This window comes from Streptomyces sp. AC627_RSS907, assembly GCF_019049165.1.
This window is the reverse complement of sequence record NZ_JAGMUE010000017.1, coordinates 1-21,737: the sequence shown is the minus strand read 5'-3', so window position 1 is coordinate 21,737 and position 21,737 is coordinate 1. Positions and strand designations below refer to the sequence as shown.

At 72.1% G+C, this 21,737-nt stretch carries 15 protein-coding genes; 6 read left to right on the top strand and 9 right to left on the bottom strand.

What is annotated here, in order from left to right:
• Position 1 precedes the first annotated feature (1 nt).
• The 3 genes from nuoL to nuoN are packed head-to-tail and all read left to right on the top strand — an operon-like array spanning position 2 to position 5,207.
• Entirely contained in the window at positions 2 to 1,975 is a 1,974-nt protein-coding gene (nuoL, locus tag KUM32_RS05260) for an NADH-quinone oxidoreductase subunit L (protein ID WP_217140612.1), read from the top strand.
• 5 nt (positions 1,976 to 1,980) lie between these two features.
• Complete coding sequence (locus KUM32_RS05255; protein ID WP_217140611.1) at positions 1,981 to 3,552, top strand: NADH-quinone oxidoreductase subunit M; 1,572 nt, start codon at positions 1,981 to 1,983, stop codon at positions 3,550 to 3,552.
• Positions 3,549 to 5,207: an NADH-quinone oxidoreductase subunit NuoN gene (gene nuoN, locus KUM32_RS05250; protein ID WP_217140610.1), complete on the top strand. Its 1,659-nt coding sequence runs from the start codon at positions 3,549 to 3,551 to the stop codon at positions 5,205 to 5,207. The genes KUM32_RS05255 and nuoN overlap by 4 nt, the downstream gene beginning before the upstream one ends.
• 75 nt (positions 5,208 to 5,282) lie before the next feature.
• Here the strand turns inward: nuoN and KUM32_RS05245 are convergent, their stop codons facing one another.
• On the bottom strand, positions 5,283 to 5,882 hold the full coding sequence (locus KUM32_RS05245) for a Uma2 family endonuclease (RefSeq protein ID WP_217140609.1): 600 nt from the start codon (positions 5,880 to 5,882) through the stop codon (positions 5,283 to 5,285).
• Positions 5,883 to 6,113: 231 nt separating this feature from the next.
• Between KUM32_RS05245 and recQ the strand changes: the two genes are divergently transcribed.
• Positions 6,114 to 8,102 carry a DNA helicase RecQ gene (gene recQ / locus KUM32_RS05240; RefSeq protein ID WP_217140608.1) on the top strand — a complete coding sequence of 663 codons (1,989 nt, stop codon included), beginning with the start codon at positions 6,114 to 6,116 and terminating at the stop codon, positions 8,100 to 8,102.
• Positions 8,103 to 8,175: 73 nt separating this feature from the next.
• Here recQ and KUM32_RS05235 read toward each other — a convergent pair whose 3' ends face one another.
• From KUM32_RS05235 to fahA, 8 genes are all read right to left on the bottom strand, one after another.
• Entirely contained in the window at positions 8,176 to 10,908 is a 2,733-nt protein-coding gene (locus KUM32_RS05235; RefSeq protein ID WP_217140607.1) for a fumarate reductase/succinate dehydrogenase flavoprotein subunit, read from the bottom strand.
• An 11-nt stretch (positions 10,909 to 10,919) separates the two neighbouring features.
• Positions 10,920 to 11,786 carry an ABC transporter ATP-binding protein gene (locus KUM32_RS05230; RefSeq protein ID WP_217140606.1) on the bottom strand — a complete coding sequence of 289 codons (867 nt, stop codon included), beginning with the start codon at positions 11,784 to 11,786 and terminating at the stop codon, positions 10,920 to 10,922.
• Positions 11,764 to 12,642, bottom strand: coding sequence for an ABC transporter permease (locus KUM32_RS05225; protein WP_217140605.1), 879 nt, complete (start codon positions 12,640 to 12,642; stop codon positions 11,764 to 11,766). The genes KUM32_RS05230 and KUM32_RS05225 overlap by 23 nt, the downstream gene beginning before the upstream one ends.
• Positions 12,639 to 14,000: an ABC transporter substrate-binding protein gene (locus KUM32_RS05220; RefSeq protein WP_217140604.1), complete on the bottom strand. Its 1,362-nt coding sequence runs from the start codon at positions 13,998 to 14,000 to the stop codon at positions 12,639 to 12,641. Before KUM32_RS05220 ends, KUM32_RS05225 begins: the two co-directional genes overlap by 4 nt.
• A gap of 14 nt (positions 14,001 to 14,014) precedes the next feature.
• Complete coding sequence (locus tag KUM32_RS05215; protein ID WP_217140603.1) at positions 14,015 to 14,242, bottom strand: ferredoxin family protein; 228 nt, start codon at positions 14,240 to 14,242, stop codon at positions 14,015 to 14,017.
• Between the two features lie 37 nt (positions 14,243 to 14,279).
• Positions 14,280 to 15,068: a GntR family transcriptional regulator gene (locus KUM32_RS05210; RefSeq protein ID WP_217140602.1), complete on the bottom strand. Its 789-nt coding sequence runs from the start codon at positions 15,066 to 15,068 to the stop codon at positions 14,280 to 14,282.
• A gap of 317 nt (positions 15,069 to 15,385) precedes the next feature.
• Positions 15,386 to 16,324, bottom strand: coding sequence for a M56 family metallopeptidase (locus KUM32_RS05205; protein WP_217140601.1), 939 nt, complete (start codon positions 16,322 to 16,324; stop codon positions 15,386 to 15,388).
• Positions 16,325 to 16,680: 356 nt separating this feature from the next.
• Entirely contained in the window at positions 16,681 to 17,913 is a 1,233-nt protein-coding gene (gene fahA, locus KUM32_RS05200) for a fumarylacetoacetase (RefSeq protein ID WP_217140600.1), read from the bottom strand.
• A gap of 402 nt (positions 17,914 to 18,315) precedes the next feature.
• Between fahA and KUM32_RS05195 the strand changes: the two genes are divergently transcribed.
• Together KUM32_RS05195 and KUM32_RS05190 are read left to right on the top strand one after the other, a co-directional pair.
• The gene (locus KUM32_RS05195; RefSeq protein WP_217140599.1) at positions 18,316 to 19,572 is read left to right on the top strand and encodes a DegT/DnrJ/EryC1/StrS family aminotransferase; all 1,257 of its coding nucleotides are present in this window, start codon (positions 18,316 to 18,318) and stop codon (positions 19,570 to 19,572) included.
• On the top strand, positions 19,565 to 21,737 hold a 2,173-nt coding region (locus KUM32_RS05190), incomplete at its 3' end, for a lipopolysaccharide biosynthesis protein (RefSeq protein WP_217140598.1). The genes KUM32_RS05195 and KUM32_RS05190, both read left to right, overlap by 8 nt.

Sequence of the window (21,737 nt, the reverse complement as noted above, 5' to 3'; positions counted from 1 at the left end):
CGTGACAAACGCAGAGAACCTGATTGCGCTGCTGGTGGCGGCGCCACTGCTCGGAGCGGCGGTCCTGCTGTGCGGCGGTCGTCGGCTGGACGCCGTCGGTCACTGGATCGGCACGGCGCTGGCGGCCGCGTCGTTCGTGATCGGCGTCGTCCTCTTCACCGACATGCTCGGCGCCGGCGCCGAGGACCGCACCCTGACGCAGCACCTGTTCAGCTGGATCCCGGTGGAGGGGTTCCAGGCCGACGTCGCCTTCCGGCTCGACCAGTTGTCGATGACCTTCGTCCTGCTGATCACCGGCGTCGGCTCGCTCATCCACCTGTACTCGGTCGCGTACATGGAGCACGACGAGCGCCGCCGCCGCTTCTTCGGCTACCTGAACCTGTTCCTCGCGGCGATGCTGCTGCTCGTCCTCGCCGACAACTACCTGCTGCTGTACGTCGGCTGGGAGGGCGTCGGTCTCGCCTCCTACCTGCTGATCGGCTTCTGGCAGCACAAGCCCAGCGCCGCCACCGCCGCGAAGAAGGCCTTCCTGGTCAACCGCGTCGGCGACATGGGCCTGTCCATCGCGATCATGCTGATGTTCCTGTGGTTCGGCACCTTCGCCTTCGGGCCGGTGCTCGGCGGCCACGGGGAGCCGGGACTCGCGGGCTCGGCCGACGAGGGCAAGCTCACCGCGATCGCCCTGATGCTGCTCCTCGCCGCCTGCGGCAAGTCCGCCCAGGTGCCGCTGCAGTCCTGGCTCGGTGACGCGATGGAGGGCCCGACCCCCGTCTCGGCCCTCATCCACGCCGCGACCATGGTGACGGCGGGCGTGTACCTGATCGTCCGCTCCGGCGCCGTCTTCAACGGCGCGCCCGACGCGCAGCTGGTCGTCACCATCGTGGGCGCGGTCACCCTGCTGTTCGGTGCGATCGTCGGTTGCGCCAAGGACGACATCAAGAAGGCGCTGGCCGGCTCGACCATGTCGCAGATCGGCTACATGGTGCTCGCCGCGGGCCTCGGCCCCATCGGCTACGTCTTCGCGATCATGCACCTGGTGACGCACGGCTTCTTCAAGGCCGGGCTGTTCCTCGGCGCCGGTTCCGTCATGCACGGCATGAACGACGAGGTCGACATGCGCCGCTACGGCGGACTGCGCACGTACATGCCGGTCACCTTCGTCACCTTCGGCCTCGGCTACCTCGCCATCATCGGCTTCCCCGGCCTGTCCGGCTTCTTCTCCAAGGACAAGATCATCGAGGCGGCGTTCGCCAAGGGCGGCACCGAGGGCTGGATCCTCGGCGGCGCGGCCCTGCTGGGCGCGGCCATCACGGCGTACTACATGACGCGCGTGATGCTGATGACGTTCTTCGGCGAGGAACGCTGGCGCAAGGCTCCGACGCCGTCCCCGGCCGAGCCCGACGTCGAGCCCGCGGCCGAGACACGCGGCGAGTACACCCCGCCGCACCCGCACGAGTCCCCGAAGACCATGACGATCCCGATGATCGTGCTGGCCGTCGGCTCGGTGTTCGGCGGTGCGTTCTTCAGCATCGGCGACCGCTTCCTGCACTGGCTCGAGCCCATCACCGGGCACGACCACGGCGACGCGCCGATCAGCGCCGGCGTGGTCACCGGGGCGACCGTGGCCTGCATGGTCGTCGGCGTCGCGATCGCCTGGACGCAGTACGGACGGCGTCCGGTCCCGGCCGTCGCCCCGCGCGGGTCGCTGCTCACCCGGGCCGCCCGGCGCGACCTGCTCCAGGACGACTTCAACCACGTGGTCCTGGTCCGCGGCGGCGAGCACCTCACGCGCTCCCTGGTCTACGTCGACCACACCCTGGTCGACGGGGTCGTCAACGGCACGGCGGCCTCGGTCGGCGGCCTGTCCGGGCGGATGCGCAGGCTGCAGAACGGCTTCGCGCGCTCGTACGCGGTCTCGATGTTCGGCGGTGCGGCGGTCCTCGTCGCCGCGACCCTGCTGATGAGGGCGGTCTGATACCGATGTCCTTTCCCCTGCTGACAGTCACGGCGGTGCTCCCGGCCGTCGGGGCCATCGCCACGGCCGCCGTGCCGGCCGCGAAACGCACCGTGGCCAAATGGCTGGCGCTGCTGTTCTCGCTGGCCACCCTCGCGCTGGCGATCGCTGTCCTGGTCCGCTTCGATCCCGACGGCGACCGCTACCAACTCACCGAGTCGCACTCCTGGATCGCGGAGTTCGGCGTCCGGTACGAACTGGGCGTGGACGGCATCGCGGTGGCGCTGATCGCGCTGACCGCCCTGCTGATCCCGTTCATCGTCCTCGCGGGCTGGCACGACGCCGATCCGCTGGAGACCGGCAGCAGCCGGTGGCGTCCGACGCAGGGCTTCTTCGCCCTGATCCTGGCCGTCGAGGCGATGGTGATCATCTCCTTCGAGGCCACCGACGTCTTCCTCTTCTACATCTTCTTCGAAGCCATGCTGATCCCGTTGTACTTCCTGATCGGCGGCTTCGGGGACCGGGCGCACGAGCACGGAGAGAAGTCGGCGGCGACACAGCGGTCGTACGCGGCCGTGAAGTTCCTCCTCTACAACCTGGCCGGCGGACTGATCATGCTGGCCGCGGTGATCGGTCTCTACGTGGTCGCCGGGAACTTCTCGCTCACGGAGATCGCCCAGGCCCGGGCCGACGGCGAGCTGGACATGGCGACCAGCACCGAGCGCTGGCTGTTCCTCGGTTTCTTCTTCGCCTTCGCGGTGAAGGCGCCACTGTGGCCGCTGCACACCTGGCTGCCCAACGCCATGCAGGAGTCGACCGCCCCGGTCGCCGTCCTCATCACGGCGGTCGTCGACAAGGTCGGCACCTTCGCGATGCTCCGCTTCTGCCTCCAGCTGTTCCCGGAGGCGAGCAAGTGGGCGACGCCCGTCATCCTCGTCCTGGCGGTCATCAGCATCATCTACGGGGCGCTGCTCGCGGTCGGCCAGCGCGACATCAAGCGGCTGATCGCCTACGCGTCGATCTCGCACTTCGGCTTCATCATCATGGGCATCTTCGCGATGACCAGCCAGGGCCAGTCCGGCGCCACGCTGTACATGGTCAACCACGGCATCTCGACCGCGGTGCTGATGCTGATCGCCGGCTTCCTGATCTCGCGTCGTGGCTCCCGGCTCATCGCCGACTTCGGCGGTGTGCAGAAGGTCGCCCCGGTGCTCGCCGGCACCTTCCTGATCGGCGGTCTGGCGACCCTGTCGCTGCCGGGCCTGGCACCGTTCGTCAGCGAGTTCCTGGTGCTGGTCGGCACGTTCACGCGCTACCCGGTGATCGGCATCATCGCCACCTTCGGCATCGTCCTCGCCGCGCTCTACACCCTCGTCCTGTACCAGCGGACGATGACGGGCTCGGTGAAGCCCGAGGTGTCCGCGATGCCCGACCTGCGGGTGCGCGAGCTGGTGGTCGTGGCGCCCCTGGTGGCACTGCTGATCTTCCTGGGCGTCTACCCGAAGCCCGTGACGGACATCGTCAACCCCGCGGTGAAGCAGACCATGTCCGACGTACACAAGAAGGACCCCCAGCCTGAGGTGGAGGCGGCCAAGTGAGCGCAACAGCCGTCCACAGCCTGTGGACAACGGCGGCGACGGCGGCCGACCCGATCGCGAAGATCGACGCGCCGAAGATCGAGTACGGGCAGCTGTCGCCCACCCTGATCGTCATCGGCGCGGCGATCGTCGGCATCCTCGTCGAGGCCTTCGTTCCGCGCAGGTCCCGCTACTACGCGCAGATGTTCGTGTCCGTCGTCGCGCTGATCGCCGCCTTCGCCGCGGTCGTCGCGCTCGCGGCGGGCGGATACGGCACGACCAAGGCGGGCATCGTCGCGATGGGCGCCGTCGCCGTCGACGGACCCGCCCTGTTCCTGCAGGGCACCATTCTCCTGGCGAGCCTGGTCGGCCTGTTCACCTTCGCCGAGCGACGGCTCGACCCGGCGGCCCACGGCAACCGTGTCGACTCCTTCGCCGCACAGGCCGCGGCCGTACCGGGCAGCGAGAGTGAGCAGAAGGCGGTGAAGGCCGGGTTCACCACCACCGAGGTGTTCCCACTGCTGCTCTTCGCCGTGGCCGGCATGCTGGTCTTCCCGGCGGCCAACGACCTGCTGACGCTCTTCGTGGCGCTGGAGGTCTTCTCCCTGCCGCTCTACCTGCTGTGCGCGCTGGCCCGCCGCAAGCGGCTCATGTCGCAGGAGGCGGCGGTCAAGTACTTCCTGCTCGGAGCGTTCGCCTCCGCGTTCACCCTGTTCGGCATCGCCCTGCTCTACGGCTACGCGGGCTCGATGTCGTACGGCACGATCGCGCAGGTCGTCGACGGCACCGTCCAGAACGTCACCCCGGCGCTCGCCGACACCATGGGCAACGACGCGCTGCTGCTCGTGGGGTCCGCGCTGGTCGTCATGGGCCTGCTGTTCAAGGTGGGCGCGGTGCCGTTCCACATGTGGACGCCGGACGTGTACCAGGGCGCGCCGACGCCGGTGACCGGCTTCATGGCGGCGGCGACCAAGGTCGCGGCCTTCGGCGCCCTGCTCCGCATCCTCTACGTCGTCCTGCCCGGCCTGCGCTGGGACTGGCGGCCGGTGATGTGGGCCGTGGCGATCGTCACCATGCTGGCCGGCGCGATCGTCGCGATCACGCAGACCGACATCAAGCGGCTGCTGGCGTACTCGTCGATCGCGCACGCGGGCTTCATCCTCGCGGGTGTCATCGCGACCACGCCGGACGGCATCTCGTCCGTCCTCTTCTACCTGGCCGCGTACTCCTTCGTGACCATCGGCGCCTTCGCGGTGGTGACGCTGGTGCGCGACGCGGGCGGTGAGGCGACGCACTTGTCGAAGTGGGCCGGGCTCGGCCGCAGGTCGCCGTTGGTGGCGGCCGTGTTCGCGGTGTTCCTGCTCGCCTTCGCGGGCATCCCGCTGACCTCCGGGTTCTCGGGCAAGTTCGCCGTGTTCAAGGCGGCGGCGGAGGGCGGCGCGGCCCCGCTGGTCGTGATCGGCGTGATCTCGTCGGCGATCGCGGCGTTCTTCTACATCCGGGTGATCGTGCTGATGTTCTTCAGCGAGCCCCGGCCGGAGGGCCCGACCGTCGCGGTGCCGTCACCCCTGACGATGACGGCGATCGGCGTGGGCGTGGCGGTCACGGTGGTGCTCGGTGTGGCGCCGCAGTACTTCCTGGACCTGGCGGGACAGGCGGGGGTGTTCGTGCGCTGACGCGGCGCTCAACGCTCGGGAGACGGCGGCCCGGCACCCTTCTGCGGGTGCCGGGCCGCCGTCGTGGGCGCGTGGCTACTCGCCGCCGCGTCGTGCCTTGATGGCGGTCAGGTCCAGGTCCATCGGGAAGGGTGCGCTCACCTTCATGCGCTCGCGGAAGATGCCGACGCTGGTGTATGCGCCGGTGGTGGGCTCCAGCTCGAAGGCGTGCACCACGGCGAGCCCCCTTTCGTTCTCCACCCGCCAGTAGTGGGCGATGCCGGCACGGGCGTACTTCAGTGGCCTGGTCTCGCGGTCGCGGGAGACGGACTCGGCGGAGACGACCTCAATGGCCAGGGTGACGGCCTCGGCGGGGTAGCGGGTCTGCTCCGGGTCGTCGACCACGTCGCCCCGCACGACGATCACGTCCGGCTCGGGCCGGTTCTGCCGGTCGATGTCGATGGGGAACTCGCGGATGACCTCGCACTCCGCCGGAGCGAGGGAGTGAAGCTGCCATTCGAAGAAGCTCACAGCGCGTGAGTGGAAAAGGGTCTGCGGACGCACGAAGACCAGGCTCCCGTCGATCAGCTCCGTATGCGGAGGCAGGTCCGGAAGCCGGTCCAGGTCGTCCGCGGTCCAGCCGCCCTCCGGCGGGATCGGCCAGGCGGGCGTGGACGCCTTCGGCGCGACGCTCATCGGTGCTCCCATGGGACGCCGTCTCGCGGGTGCAATCAGATATCCGCCGGAAACGGACGGGTCTCCCTCGAACGTGTGAACGACGATCGTGTCTTTGACGTGGGCGGCGTCAGGCGGCCTGTGGATAACTCCGGGGCTGTCCGTGCGGACCCCTATCGTTGAGGCAGTGGTCGGGACAGGACGGACCAGACGGACCGGACGGGCGAGGCAGGACGTACGGGGGACGCGACGATGGGCGGGACGGGTGTGATCGGCGAGATGGCAGAGGCGGCACAGGCCAGGGGCACGGAGAGTGAGGCGCTGGCCACGCTGCACCGGGTCTTCGGGTACGAGGCCTTCCGCGGCGAGCAGGAGGCGGTCGTCGAGCATGTGGTGGCGGGCGGCGACGCCGTCGTGCTCATGCCGACCGGCGGCGGGAAGTCGCTGTGCTACCAGGTCCCGGCCCTGGTCCGGCCCGGCACGGGCGTCGTGGTCTCGCCGCTCATCGCGCTGATGCAGGACCAGGTGGACGCGCTGCGGGCACTCGGTGTGCGGGCCGGGTTCATGAACTCGACGCAGGACTTCGACGAGCGGCGCGTGGTGGAGGCCGAGTTCCTCGCCGGCGAGCTCGACCTGCTGTACCTGGCGCCCGAGCGGCTCCGCCTGGAGGGCACCCTCGACCTCCTCTCCCGGGGCAAGATCTCCCTCTTCGCGATCGACGAGGCGCACTGTGTCTCGCAGTGGGGCCACGACTTCCGGCCCGACTACCTCGCGCTGGCGCTGCTCGGCGAGCGCTGGCCGGACGTACCCCGGCTCGCGCTCACGGCGACGGCCACGCACGCGACGCACCGCGAGATCACCGAGCGGCTGAACATGCCGACGGCCCGGCACTTCGTGGCGAGCTTCGACCGGCCCAACATCCAGTACCGGATCGTGCCGAAGTCCGACCCGAAGAAGCAGCTGCTGAGCTTCCTGCGCGAGGAGCATCCGGGGGACGCGGGCATCGTGTACTGCCTCTCGCGCAACTCCGTCGAGAAGACCGCCGAGTTCCTCTCGCGCAACGGCGTCGAGGCGGTGCCCTACCACGCCGGCCTGGACGCGGGCACCCGCGCGGCGCACCAGTCCCGCTTCCTGCGCGAGGAGGGCCTGGTCGTGGTGGCGACCATCGCCTTCGGCATGGGCATCGACAAGCCGGACGTGCGGTTCGTCGCCCACCTGGACCTGCCCAAGTCGGTCGAGGGCTACTACCAGGAGACCGGCCGCGCCGGGCGGGACGGGCTGCCGTCGACCGCCTGGATGGCGTACGGCCTCAACGACGTCATACAGCAGCGCAAGCTGATCCAGTCGGGGGAGGGCGACGAGGCGTTCCGCCGCCGGGCCCAGTCCCATCTGGACGCGATGCTCGCCCTGTGCGAGACCGCCCGGTGCCGCCGGGGCCAGCTCCTCGCCTACTTCGGTCAGGAGCCGGAACCGGGCGGCTGCGGCAACTGCGACACCTGCCTCACCCCGCCCGAGACCTGGGACGGCACCGTCGCGGCGCAGAAGGTGCTGTCGACCGTGGTGCGGCTGAAGCGGGAGCGCGGGCAGAAGTTCGGCGCCGGCCAGATCATCGACATCCTGCTGGGCAAGCGCACGGCCAAGGTGATCCAGTTCGACCACGACCAGCTCTCCGTGTTCGGCATCGGCGAGGAGCTGTCCGAGGGCGAGTGGCGGGGCGTCGCCCGGCAGATGCTGGCGCAGGGGCTGCTCGCGGTCGAGGGGGAGTACGGCACGCTCGTGCTGACCGAGGCCAGCGGGGCGGTGCTGCGGCGGGAGCGCGAGGTGCCGCTGCGCAAGGAACCCAAGAAGCCGGCCGCGGCCCGGGCGACAGGCGGTGGACGAGGAGACCGCAAGTCCAAGGCCGCCGCGGCCGAGCTACCCGCGGAGCTGCTCCCCGCCTTCGAGGCGCTGCGCGCCTGGCGTGCGGAGCAGGCCCGCGAGCAGGGCGTCCCGGCGTACGTCATCTTCCACGACGCCACACTCCGGGAGATCGCGACCGTCTGGCCCACCTCGGTCGGGCAGCTCGGAGGCATCAGCGGCGTCGGTGAGAAGAAGCTGGCGACCTATGGGGAAGGCGTGCTGGCGGTGCTGGCGGAGCAGGGTGGACCGGTCGGCACGACGGCGCCGAACCAGGGTCCGCCGACCGACTCCGACCCCGGCACGGAGGACTGGCCGGAGCCGGAGCCCGACGACTGGATATAGAGACCGGCTGAATCCAGGGACCGGCTGGGTGGGGAGGCCGGACGGAGCCGGCCGGTCGCGGGCGCCGTCGGCGTCACAGCGCCCGGGTCGCGTACGCCCTGACGTCGGCGTCGGTGTCGGTGGTGGCCGTAGCGAGCGCCGACCGGGCGTCCGGGGTGCCGTCGGTGTGCTGGGTCAGGGCCAGGACGGCTGCCTTGCGGACGTCGGCGTTCGGATCGCCGAGGGCCTTGGCGAGGACGGGGACCGCGCGCTCGGAGGCGGCGGCCGCCAGCGCAGTGGCCGCACCGGCCCGGACCTGCCAGGCGGGATCGGCCAGCGCGGTGACCGCCTGTGACGCCAACGGTGCCGGGCAGCCCGTCTCCGCCAGGGCGGCGAAGGCGGCGGCGCGGACCAGGGCGTCGGAGTCCTCGGTCAGTCGGGCGAGGGCACTGCCGGTGAGGGGAGCTGCCCTCAGCGTCCCCAGCGCCTTGGCCACGGCGACGCGGACTTCGCGGGACGGATCCGCCGAGGCAGGGGAAAGGGCCTCCGCGGCGTCCAGGGAGACCAGCCCGCGTACGGCCTCGATACGCACGGCGGTGTCCGGGTCGGCGAGGGCCGGGGTGAAGGTGCCGGTGGTGCCCAGCCGCAGGACGCGCAGCAAACCGAGGGCGGTGGCGCGGACGACGGGGTCGGACTGGGCCAGCGCCTGGACGAGCGGCTCGCCCAGCGCCGGTTCCGGCGTCAGTGTCTCGACCAGTTCCCGCAGGGAAGCAGCCGCTGCGGTCCGCACCTCGACGTCGGTGTCGGACAGGGCGGCGGCGAGCACCGGTCCGGTGCCGGAAGGCACGGTCTCGGTGAGCACGGTGACCGCAGTACGCCGGACGGCGGGCTCGGGGTCGGACAGGTACGGCCGGAGGGCGGAGAGGTCGGGCTCGTTCTCGGCCAGGGTGAGGAGCTCCAGCAGCCGTGGCGAGGCCGTGGCGGTCGGTACGGCGGCGTCGTGGCCGCCGTCGGCCCACGCGGAGGCAGCGGGTCGAAGGCCCGTGGCGACCGGCGCGACATCGCGTGCGCCGGCCGTCGCCACCTGCTCCGGGTGCACCTCGCCAAGGTGTCGGGAAGGGCCGCCGACCGGTGTGAACCCGTCGATCGGAACCAGATAGGGAGCCACGGGGCGGGCCGTGAACTCCATCGCACCGGAAGGGGACTTGTGCAGATCGAGGTGATGGAGCCAGGAGGCGTCGTCGCGCTCGGGGAGGTCGACGCGCTCGTGGTAGAGGCCCCAGCGGGACTCCGTACGGGCCAGGGAGGCCCGGGCGGCCATCTCCGCGCAGTCGCGGATGAAGGTGACCTCGGCGCAGCGCATCAGCTCGTGCGGGGTGCGCGCGCCCATCGCCGCGATGTCGGCGCGCATCCGCTCGAACGATTCCAGGGCGAGCGACAGCCGGGCGCCGGACTTCGGCGGGGCCACGTAGTCGTTCACGAAGCGGCGCAACTTGTACTCGACCTGGGTCTGCGGGGGGCCGTCCGGGTTGCGCAGCGGGCGGTAGACCAGCTCGTGCGCCTCACGCAACTGGTCGGCCGGAAGAACGCCCGCGTACGCGGAGTACTGGGACGCGTCCGCACCGGCCAGGTCACCGAAGACGAACGCGCCGATCATGTAGTTGTGCGGCACGCAGGCCAGGTCCCCGGCGGCGTAGAGGCGGGGGACGGTGGTGCGGGCGTGGTCGTCGACGCGGACGCCGGAGGCGGAGTGGCCGCCGCACAGACCGATCTCGGAGATGTGCATCTCGACGTCGTGGGTGCGGTAGTCGTGGCCGCGGCCCGCGTGGAAGGTGCCGCGGGTCGGGCGCTCGGTGGAGTGCAGGATGGACTCCAGGGCGGAGACGGACTCCTCCGGGAGATGACTGAGCTTCAGGTAGACCGGGCCGCGGTCACTGGCGACCTCCGCCGCGAACTCGGCCATCATCTGCCCCGACCAGTAATCCGAGTCGACGAAGCGCTCGCCGTGCCGGTTGACCTGGTAGCCGCCGAAGGGGTTGGCGACGTAGGCGCAGGCCGGGCCGTTGTAATCCTTGATCAGTGGGTTGATCTGGAAGCACTCGATGCCGGTCAGTTCGGCGCCCGCGTGGTAGGCCATCGCGTAGCCGTCACCCGCGTTGGTGGGGTTCTCGTAGGTGCCGTAGAGGTAACCGGAGGCGGGCAGGCCGAGCCGGCCGGCGGCGCCGGTGGCCAGGATCACGGCGCCCGCGCGGACGGTCACAAACCGTCCCGTGCGGGTGTTGAAGCCCGCCGCGCCCACGGCTCGGCCTTCCGCGGTCAGGACCCGCACCGGCATCACGCGGTTCTCGATGCGGATCCGCTCCCGCATCTCACGCCGCCGCAGTTGCCGGTACAGGACCTTCTTGACGTCCTTGCCCTCCGGCATCGGCAGCACGTAGGAGCCGGAGCGGTGCACCTGGCGGACCGCGTACTCGCCGTGCTCGTCCTTCTCGAACTTCACCCCGTACGACTCCAGCCGCCGCACCATCGCGAAACCGCGGGTGGCGGTCTGCCGGACGGTGGACTGGTCGACGATGCCGTCGTTGGCGCGGGTGATCTCGGCGATGTAGTCATCGGGTTCGGCGCGGCCGGGGATGACGGCGTTGTTGACGCCGTCCATGCCCATGGCGAGGGCACCGGAATGCCGGACGTGGGCCTTCTCCAGCAGGAGTACGTTCGCCCCGTGCTCGGCGGCGGTCAGCGCGGCCATGGTGCCGGCTGTGCCGCCGCCGATGACGAGGACGTCGCAGGAGAGTTCTTCGGCGTCGGTGAGGGCGGGGATCTCCACCAGAGTGCCTTTCAGGAGCCGAGGGATGTCAGGACGTCGCGCCGCAGTGCCACGCTTGCCGGGTCGTCGCGCGCCGTGCGGTCCCGGGGCCGGGGGACATCGCGTACGGCGATGAGGCGGCCGGCGCCGAGCAGCGCGACGCGGTCGCCGAGGAACAGGGCCTCGTCCACGTCGTGGGTGACGAAGACGACGGTCGCGCCCGTGCCGTGCAGGACCTCCACCAGCAGGTCCTGCATGCCGGCCCGGGTCTGGGCGTCGAGGGCGCCGAAGGGTTCGTCCATCAGGACGGCGCGGGGGCGTCCCGCCAGGGCGCGTGCCAGCTGTGCGCGCTGGCGCTGTCCGCCGGATACGCGGTGCGGCAACTGCCCGGCCTGTTCGGCGAGTCCGACCCGCCCCAGCCAGGCCGCCGCCTGTGTGCGGCGTTCGGTGCGGGGCAGCCCCTGGACGGCCAGGGGGAGTTCGACGTTGGCACGCAGCGTGCGCCAGGGCAGCAGGGCGTCCTCCTGGAAGACCAGGGCGCGGTCCGCAGCCGGGCCGTCGATTCGGTGCCCGTCCTGTTCGGCGGTCCCGGCGAGCGGGGGCAGCAGCCCGGCGAGCGTGCGCAGCAGCGTCGATTTGCCGCAGCCCGACGGGCCGACCACGGCGAGGATTTCGCCGGGGGACACCACGATGTCCACGCCGGTCAGCGCGGGGGTGTCCGGGCGGCCGAGGGTGGCGTCGCGCAGGGCCAGCCCGGTGCCGCGCGGGGATGCCGGCGCGTCGGCCGACGGGCGGGTCCCGCTCCCGGGGGCAGCCGCGGTCCCGGTCACGGTGTCACTGCCGGTCCCGGTTCCGGCCGAGGTCCCGGGTCCGGTCTCAGTCTCGGACGAGGTGCTCATCGCGTGCCTCCTTGGGGTGGAGCCCCTGGGGAACGGCGGTGCCGACGGGCGGGGCCGTTCTCGTCCGGACGGGCTTCGGACGGGTGGCGGGGACGTGCGACGTGCGCGGCAGCCAGCGGGTCAGGCGGCGGCCCAGCAGTTCCACGGCCGTGGAGGTGAGCCAGCCGAGCACGCCGATGGTGACCATGCCGACGAAGACGCCCGGGTAGTCGACGACCGTGTAGTCCTGCCAGGTGCGGTAACCGACGCCGTACTGCCCGGAGATCATCTCGGCGGAGATCACGCAGATCCACGAGACGCCGATGCCGACCGACAGGCCGCCGAAGACACCGGGCAGGGCGCCCGGCAGGATCACCGAGGCGAGTACACGCCATCGACCGCCGCCCATGGTGCGTACCGCCTCCTCCCACACGGGGGTGAGTGCGCGCACGGAGTGCCGGGTGGAGACGAGGACGGGGAAGAAGGCGGCGGTGCAGGTGATGAAGACGATGCCCTGTTCATTGGAGGGGAAGAGGAGGATCGCCACGGGGACCAGAGCGATCGCCGGGATGGGGCGGATCACCTCCAGCACCGGGCCGAGCAGGTCCTCGGCGAGGCGCGAGCGGGCCACGAGCACGCCGGTGGCCACACCCAGGACGGCGGCGAGCAGGAACCCGGTGAGGATGCGGGTGAGGCTGTCGGTGAGGTCGGTCCAGTAGTGGGGGCCGGCCAGCCGGTCCGCGAAGGCGTGGGCCACGTCGGTGACGGTGGGGAACTGCGAGAAGCGCAGCCACAGGTCGATGTCCCGGCTGGTCAGCAGCTGCCAGAGGCCAAGGGCGGCGGCGAGCGAGGTGACGCGCAGTGCGTACCGGGTCACGACGCCCGCTCCAGTGCCTCGGCGTATGTGACGACACGCGCTCCGCCGTGCCCGGCGACGTACGCCTCGGCGGTTTCCGGTGCCACGAAGGGCAGCAGCTGGTGGCCGTCGGCGACCCAGACGGCCTGGTCGGAGAACCAGAGGGTGCCGGTGGTGGTGTCGGGGACGTAGGCGGCCCGGACGTCGGCGCGATGCTCGGCCACGTACCGCAGCAGCGCGGTGGGGGAGGTGAAGGTGACGGTCTTCTGCGCGCCCTCGGGCCAGACCTCGCCGGCCGGCGCCGGGGGCGTGGCGGAGAGCCGGTCGGCGTACTCCGTCGGGCCGAGCGCCCTCTTCACGTACTGGTCGTCGACGAAGGCGTCCACGTCCACGTCGCCGGTGAGGTCGGCGTCCTTGAGGATCGACACGTCCTTCTTCAGGGCGGCGACGAGCTGCGGTTTGATCGCCGGGTCGAAGGTGGCGATGCCCTGGGCGCCGTTGTAGAGGTAGACGGCCTCGGCGGGCAGGCCGGTGGCCTTCGCGACCTTCTCGGCGGCGGCCACCGGGTGGTCGTCGAGGTAGTCGGTCGCCTGGGCCTGTGCCTTCAGAAAGGCCTCCAGCACGGCCGGGCGTTTCTTCGCGAAGTCCTCGCGGGCGGTGACTCCGTGGAAGGTGGGCAGGTTCAGACGCGCCCCGTCGTACAGAGCCCTCGCCTTGCCCTGGTGGGCGAGCAGCCCGGGCCAGGCGACGAACTGCGAAAGGGCGTCCACGCTGCCCGAGGAGAGGGCAGAAGCCCCCACCGCGGGTTGCTGGTTGAGCTTTTCGATGTCCTCGCCGGGGTCGAGACCGGCGCGTTGCAGGGCACGGACGAGTGTGCCGTCGGCGGCCGAGCCGACGCTCGTCGAGACCTTCTTGCCCTTCAGGTCCTTCAGGGAGGTGAGTGAGGAACCGGGTGCGGTGACGATGGTGTTGAGGCCGCCGCGGAGGTTGTAGCCGGTGACCGAGACCAGGCGGGTCGGTTTGCCGAGCTGCTTGCCACGGGCCGCGTTGATGAGCAGGGGGAAGTCACCCATCGAGCCGATGTCGGTCTTCCCCGCGGTCATCTGGGCGGTGATGGGGGCGCCGGTGGCGTAGTCCTGCCAGTTCACCTTGTAGGTGACGCCGCCGCCGAGGGCGTTGAGCTGTTTCTCGAAGTAGCCGAGGGAGCGCAGGAGGGTGCCGGCCGTGACGGTGTTGATCGTCCTGGACTGGTAGCCGACGGTGACGGTGACCGTGGATCCGTCCCCGTCGGCCGACGCGTCGCCGCCGCAGGCGGTGAGGGAAAGGAGCAGGGCGGCGACGGCGGCGGCGGAGGAGAGCGCGGTGCGTTCGGGCTTCATGGGCGTCGGGCCTCTCACCGGAGCAGGTAGGGCATGTTGACCGTCACGGCCCCGGTGGGGCAGCGGGCGGCGCACGGGCCGCAGTACCAGCACTCGTCGACGTGCATGTACGCCTTGCCGCTGCGCTCGTCGATGGCGAGGGAGTCCAGCGGGCACATGTCGACGCAGAGCGTGCAGCCTTCGATGCACTTCGACTCGTCGATGGTCACGGGCACGTCGGCCCGCTGGGGTGCCAAGGACATGGCTGTCTCCAGGGAGGGGGCGCGAGAGGGAGGGTGATTACAGGGAACGGTGCAGGAGACCGCTCATCGTGATGCGGTCGCCGCGGAAGCGGATGAACTCCAGGTCCACGGGCCGGCCATCCGAGAGGTGGGTGAGCCGTTCGAGCATCAGGACCGCCGCGCCGCGCGGGGCCTCCAGTACGGCAGCGGAGTGCGCGTCCGCGGTGACGGCCTCCAGCGTGATCTCAGCGTGGCCGAGGGGCCGGCCGGTGACGGACTCCAGGAGGCGGAAGACGTCCGTGTTCTCGAGGTCGGCGCCGAGCAGCTCGGTGCCGATATCGAGGGGGAGGTACGTGAGGTCCAGGGACAGCGGGACGCCGCCCAGGCGGCGCAGGCGTTCGATGTAGAGGACGTCGGCGCCGGGGGCGACGTGGAGGCGTTCGGCGACCGGAGCCGGGGCCGGGACGGGGACCGTCGTCCGGACCTCGTTGGTGATTGTGCCGTGGTCGTGGAGTGTTTCCGCGAGGCCCATCAGACGGTCCAGTCCGTGGGCGTACTTACGCGCCACGATCACGGTGCCGACGCCGGGCTGGCGGGCCACGAGTCCTTCGGCACGCAGGAGGTCGAGAGCCTGGCGAACGGTGTTGCGGGAGGCGTCGTACTCGGTGGCGAGGGCGTCCTCGTGGGGGAGTACGCCGTTCGCGAAGGCGTCGGTGCGGAGTTGGCGGCGGAGCAGGTCGGCGAGTTGGCGGGCCCGGTCGGCGCGCAGCCGGCGCCGCGTGCGGTGGGCGGCGACGGTGGTCGCACCCTGGCCGGCGTGGTCTCGGATGCGGTCGGTGGCGGGCATGGCTGGAACCATACCGATCTGGTCGGGTTAGTGGTGTTGCTGGATTGTTGCGCCACCGGGAGGTTCGCCGATCGGGCGGGTGAGCTGGGGATCTGTGGCGCGGTGGGGGAGTTCTGCCACCTGGGCTCCGCCGCCTGGGCTCTGATACCGGGGGCACCTGGGCTCTGGCACCCGGGCTCCGCCACCTGACTTCTGGCACCTGGGTTCTTGCACCGGTGTCCGCGGGATCACCGGTGCGGGTGCCCGCAGCTGGGACGGCACGAGTGCCCGTGGCCGGTGCGGTCGTCGGTCACGCCAGGGGGGTCAGGCCAGGGCGGTCAGGCCAGGGCGGTCAGGCCCGGGGCGAAGGTGATCAGCAGGGGGAGGAAGGGGACCAGCGCGGCTGTCGCCGTGGTCAGGGCGCGGTGGCGTGGGGCCAGGCGGGGCGGAGGCTCCAGGAGGCGGTCGACCCGTTCGCCGAGGAGGCGGTGGCTGGAGGAACAGGACAGGACGCCGCGGTGCTGGTTGAGCTCGATCAGGGCCAGCGCCGTGGTCAGGTGGCCGCAGCGGCGGGAGGCGGTGTCGTCGGCGGAGAGTTCGACCAGGCGGTGGGTCTGGTCGCAGAAGTGGGCGAAGAGCGGGACCCGTGGGAAGCCGGTGGCCAGGGCGGTGGACAGGTGCAGCAGCCAGTCGTGGCGGGCCCGTGCGTGGCCGCGCTCGTGGGTGAGGACGGCGTCGAGCTGGTGATCGGTGAGGCGGTGCAGGGCGCCCGTGGTGACGACCAGTTGGGGCGGGCTGCCGGGCATCCACCAGGCGTCCGGGTACTCGTCCTCCAGGACCAGCAGCGGGCCGCGGGCGGCGGGGAGCCCGGCGGGCAGGTCCGGGGCGCGTTCGCGCAGGTGGGCACGGGACCGGGCGCGGCGGCGACGGGCCTCGACGAGCTCGCGGGCGAGCATGGCGGTCGTCCAGGCGGCGCCGCCGGCAAGCAGCAGGGTGAGCGCGGCGGCCCAGGGCGGGCCGGCGGAGAGGTTGTAGGCCGCGGTCACCGCCGGCGGCGCCGGTGCGAAGAGCTGGGCGCGCACCGTGCCGAAGACGGCCGCGGCGCCGAGGACGAGGGCCGTCAGACAGCACAGCAGCACCGTGGCGACCAGGCACTGCCACACCCACAGAGCGACCACGGGATCCCGTTCGGGCCACGTGGACCGGGTCAGCGCGCGCGGTGCCGGTACGGCGGCGGTCACGGCGACGACGAACAGCAGGAGCAGGCAGACGGTCATGCCACGGGCTCCGGATTCCTGGTCGGAAGGGCGGGCGGCTCTCGCTTGCGGGGCTGTGCGGGGCGGTGCTGGTGGTGCTGGGGCGGTGCTGGGCGGTGCGCCGGGCCGTGATCACTGCGCCGGGCCGTGACCACCGGGGATCACTGCGCCGGGCCGTGACCACTGCGCGGCGGTGCTGCGGCTCTGGTCGTGCGGTGCTCCGAGGCGTACCCGAGGCCCGCGTCGTGCACGGTCCCGGGGCGCTGCCCGAGAGGGCGGACGTGCCGCGCACACCGCCCGACGCCAGTATGACGGTGCCGGGCGGTGCGAGTCAGGTGCCGAGGGGCAACGGATTCGGGAGATCCGGGCGCGGGAGGCTACCGCTGCGCCGACCGTCCGACCACCCGGCCGGTCACCTCGCCCAGCCCCACCCGGGTGCCGCCCGGCCCCGGCGCCCAGGCTGACAGGGTCACCACGTCCCCGTCCTCCAGGAACGTCCGCTTGCCGTCGGGCAGGTCCAGCGGGTCGCGTCCGTTCCACGTCAGCTCCAGCAGCGACCCGCGCTCGCGCTCGGTCGGCCCGCTCACCGTGCCCGAACCGTAGAGGTCACCGGTGCGCAGCGAGGCGCCGTTGACGGTCATGTGGGCCAACTGCTGGGCGGCCGTCCAGTACATGGTGGAGAACGGGGGCTCGGAGACGACGTGACCGTTGACCGCGACGGAGATCCGCAGGTCGTAGCCGCCGGGGCCGTCCCCCTCCCCGTTCGTGTCGTCCAGGTAGGGCAGCAGTTCGTGCGTCCGCTCCGGCGGCGCCACCCGCGCCTCCTCCAGGGCGTCCAGCGGCGTGATCCAGGCCGACACCGACGTGGCGAAGGACTTGCCGAGGAACGGGCCGAGGGGGACGTACTCCCAGGCCTGGATGTCCCGCGCGGACCAGTCGTTGAGCAGGCACAGTCCGAAGACGTGCTCGCGGAAGTCACCGAGCGCCACCGGACTGCCCGGCTCGGACGGCACGCCCACCACGAAGCCGACCTCCGCCTCGATGTCGAGGCGGACGGACGGGCCGAAGACGGGAGCGGCGTCGGCCGGGGCCTTGCGCTGGCCGGACGGCCGCACGACGTCCGTGCCCGACACCACGACCGTTCCGGAGCGGCCGTGGTAGCCGATCGGGAGGTGCTTCCAGTTGGGAGTGAGGGAGTCGGCGGCGTCGGGGCGGAAGATCCGGCCGACGTTCCGGGCGTGGTTCTCGGAGGCGTAGAAGTCGACGTAGTCCGCCACCTCGAAGGGCAGGTGCAGGGTCACCGACGACAGCGGGTGGAGCAGTGGCTCCAGGGTCTCCCGGTGGGAGGGGACCGTCACCCAGGCCGTCAGCGCCCGCCGTACGTCCGACCAAGCGGTGCGGCCGGCCGCCAGCAGCGGGTTCAGGGTGGGGCGTGCGAGCAGGGAGGCGTACGGCGATCCGAGTGCGTGGGCCGCCGCGCCGGCGTCGAGGACGTGGTCGCCGAGCCGGACGCCCACCGTCCGCTCCTGTGTGCCGGGGACCGAGAACACGCCGTACGGAAGGTTGTGCGGGCCGAAGGGATCGCCCTCGGGGACATCGAAGGGGGGCATCGGGTGCTGCCTCGCTTTCGTGCTCGCCGTCTGCGCCGTGCGCGCCGTGTGCCACGTGTTCCGTGGCCGGGCCACACGTTACGGGGGACATACCGGTCTTGGGCAGTGTTCAGGGAGGTGGCTGCGCGTGGCGGGGAGGGCGCGTTCAGGCGGGCCGACGTGCGGGGAGTGATCCGGGCGCCGGGACGAGGGGCGCGGAGAGTGGCCGGTGGGGCGCCTGCTTCACCGCCCGCGTACGCCCGCGTGAACGGACGTGGCCGTGGCGCTCCGCTTTCGGTCGTGTGCGGGAAGTTGTCCACAGGCCGGTACGCAATCTTGACGGAGCGGTGCGAAGGGGGTGACTCTGGGCGGGTGCCGGAAGGCCTCGGGGAGGGGGCGTTCGAAGGCACACCAGGGGGGCGGATGGCCATCGGGGAGGCCGGTCCGGGATCGCGGCGGGATGGTTCGCAGCCGAGCAGACGGCTGGAAGAGACCATGCGCGGCCGACTCGGCCGGGAATGCGTGTACGTACCGTCATGCCGTTTCGCGCTGTACGTGGCACTGCGCCACTGGTGCCCGCCGGGCGGCCGGGTGCTGATGTCGCCGGTCAACGACGACGTCATCTTCTTCGTCGTGCTCGCGGCCGGACTGCGGCCGGTGCAGGCGCCGCTGAAACCGTCGGACGCCTCCATCGACATCGATGCCGTGCCCGGTGAGGTGTGGGGCTCGTTGTCCGCCGTGCTGACGACGAACCTGTACGGAAACCCGGACCCCGCGCCGGAACTGCGCGCCCGCTGCGACGCCCTGGGCATCCCGCTGCTCGAGGACGCGGCGCACGCCATCGGCAGCGAGGTGGGCGGACGGCCGGTCGGCGCCTGGGGCGACGCCTCCGTCTTCAGCCTGTCCAAGCATGTCGGCGCCAAGGCCGGGGGCATTCTCGCCCTCGCCGATCCGGGGCTGCGGGAGGCGCTGGAGAAGTCCTGCGACGATCTGCTGCTGCCGCGCCGTGCGACGGCCGAGCTCGCCTACGCCGTACGGCCGTACGCGGAGGCGGCGGTGCGAGGGCTGGGGCTGCGACGGGCCGCCTGGGCCACGATGCGGCTGCTGGGGCTGATGGAGCGGGAGGAGATCCGGATGCCGCTGCGTCCCCAGGAGCTGGCCCGCGCCGTCGCCGTCGCCCCCGATCTCGGTGCCCACGATCCATGGGTCCGCGTGGACATGCACGACTACCGCCTGCGGGCCGGCCGGTTCCGGCTCGGGCGTGTCGGGCGCGGACTCGACCGGCTGGACGGCGTACTCGCCGACTGCCGGGCGGGGACGGAGTCGCTGCTGTCGACGCGCTGGGCGGAGCCGGCCGTGTGGGGGGAGCCGGTGGGCCGGCCGTCGGACGTGGCGCAGCCGCTGTTCCGGGTGCCGTTGCTCGTGGCGGACCGGGGCGCGGCGGTCCGGGCGCTGGCCCGGCGCGGCATCGTCGTCGGCTACCTCTACGACCCGCCCCTGGACGACTACGCGGGCGCGGCCTTCACCGACCTGTCCCCGTCCCCCGAGGGAGCGCGCTGGTTCGCACGCCACGCGCTGCCCGTGGACCCGCGGCGGGCCGGTGCGGTCGTCGCGGCGCTGGAGGAGTCCGGGATACGGCCGGCCGAGGTGCCGGAAGGGCTGGGTCCGTCCGGTGGCTGAGACCCGGGTGCAGGACACGGCCGCGGCACCCGCGGGTGGCGGCCCGGAACCGTCCGAGGGAGGGCACGGCGGCGACTCGCTCTTCAAGAACGCCTACTTCCTCATGCTCAGCACCGGCGTCTCCGCCGTGCTCGGGCTCGGTTTCTGGCTGGTGGCCGCCCGCTACTACTCGGAGGAGGCCGTCGGGCAGGGCTCGGCCGCCATCGCCGCCATGCGGCTGCTCGCCAGCATCACGGCGACCACGATGATCGGCGCCGTGGTCCGCTTCGTGCCGCGGGCCGGCCGCGCCACCGGACCGCTGGTGTGGCGTGCGTACGTGGCGAGTTCGCTGGTCGTCGCCCTGGCCGCCGTCGTCTTCCTGCTCACCCTCGACCTGTGGGGGGCGTCGTACGCCCCGCTGGGCACCGCGCCGGCGGGGGCGCTGTTCGTCGCGGCGTGCGTGGCCTGGGCGCTGCTCACCCTCCAAGACGGGGTGCTGACCGGGCTGCGCAGGGCCGAGTGGGTGCCGGCCGGGAACGCGGTGTTCTCGGTCGGGAAGCTGGTCCTCCTGGCCGTCTTCGCCAGCACGCTCCCGGTGCTCGGCATCTTCGTGTCGTGGGCCATGGCCATCGCCTTCTCCACGCTGCCGCTGGGCTGGCTGATCTTCCGCAGACTCATCCCGCGCCAGGCCGCCGCCGACCACGACGTGGAGCCGCCGGGGGCCCGTGAGATGGGCCGTTTCCTGGCCGGGGACTCGCTGGGCGCGCTGTTCAGTCTGGCGATGATCAACCTGCTGCCGGTGATGGTCGCGGTCCGTTTCAGCGCCGCGGAGAACGGCTACTTCTACGTCGCCTACACCGTCGGCGGCACGATGGAGTTCATGGCCATCAACATGGCCTCCTCCCTCACCGCGCACGCCTCGCACGACCCCCGCCGCCTCGCCGACGGCGTCCGCGGAGCGCTGCGCCGCATGACGCTGCTGCTGGTGCCGGTGGTGCTCTTCCTGGTCGTCTTCGCCCCGCAGATCCTCGCGCCCTTCGACGCGGACTACTCCGAGCACGGCTCCACGGTGCTACGGCTGCTGGCCATCGGCGCGCTGCCCCGCGTCGTCGTCGAGCTGTACATCGGCGTGCTGCGCGTCCAGGGGCGCACCGGCGTGCTCGCCGCCGTGCAGGGCACCATGTGCGTCCTCGTCCTGGGCAGCGCGGCGATGCTGTTCACGCCGGCCGGGATCGCGGGCGCCGGCTGGGCGGTGCTGCTGAGCATGACGGTGGTCGCCGCCGGTTGCGCGCCCGGCCTGCGCGCCACCCTCCGCGGTATCGAGGGCGCCGGTGTCAAGGAGCCGCGCGCGGGCAGGAGGCGGCGCCGGGGCAGGGGCCCGGCCGCTCCCGGGCGGGACCACGGCACCCCGGACCACGGCACCCCGGACCACGGCACCCCGGACTACGGCACCCGATGGGCGCGGCTGAACGCGACCGCCGGCTACGGCACCAGCTGGGCGCGCCGGGCGGCCTACGAGCACAAGGGCGCCGACGAGGACACGGCCAGCCTGTTCATCGGCCGGCCCGGATACGAGCGCGAGGCACTCCACGCGGACACGCTGGCGCTGGTCGTACGCCCGCACCACCCCGGCGCAGGGGCAGACGCCGAAGCGCGGGCCGGAGGTCCCATCGCCGACGCCGACGCCGACGCCGACGCCGACGCCGACGCCGACGCCGACGCCGCCATCCACGCCGCCGCCGACGCGGAAGCGCGGGCCGACGGCCCCGACGGGCGGGCGCCCACCGTGCCGGACGGTCCCGGTGATGCCCGGGAGCGGTGGCTGAGGGGAGCCCTGTGGTCCCTGCTCGCCGCTGCCACCGCGGTCTTCTGGGCGGCGCTGCGCGGCCTGCCGTGGCTGGACGGTGCGTCCGGCACGGCAGGGAACGCCGACGGTGGACCGACCGGGCGGCAGCTGCTGGAGGGGCTGCCGCTGCCGGCGCTCGTCGCCGGAGGCCTGCTGCTGGTGGTGTTCGTGGCGTCGGTGACGCTGTGCGCGGCGCGTGACGTGTGGCTGCCCGGGACCGCTCTGGGGTCCGCACTGCTCGCCCTGCACCTCGCGCCCGTGGCCCTCGGGTGGGAGCCCCGGGCGGTGGGCGGGACGTTGTACGAGCGGGCGGCCGGTGCCCTCGCGGAGGGGGTGGGTC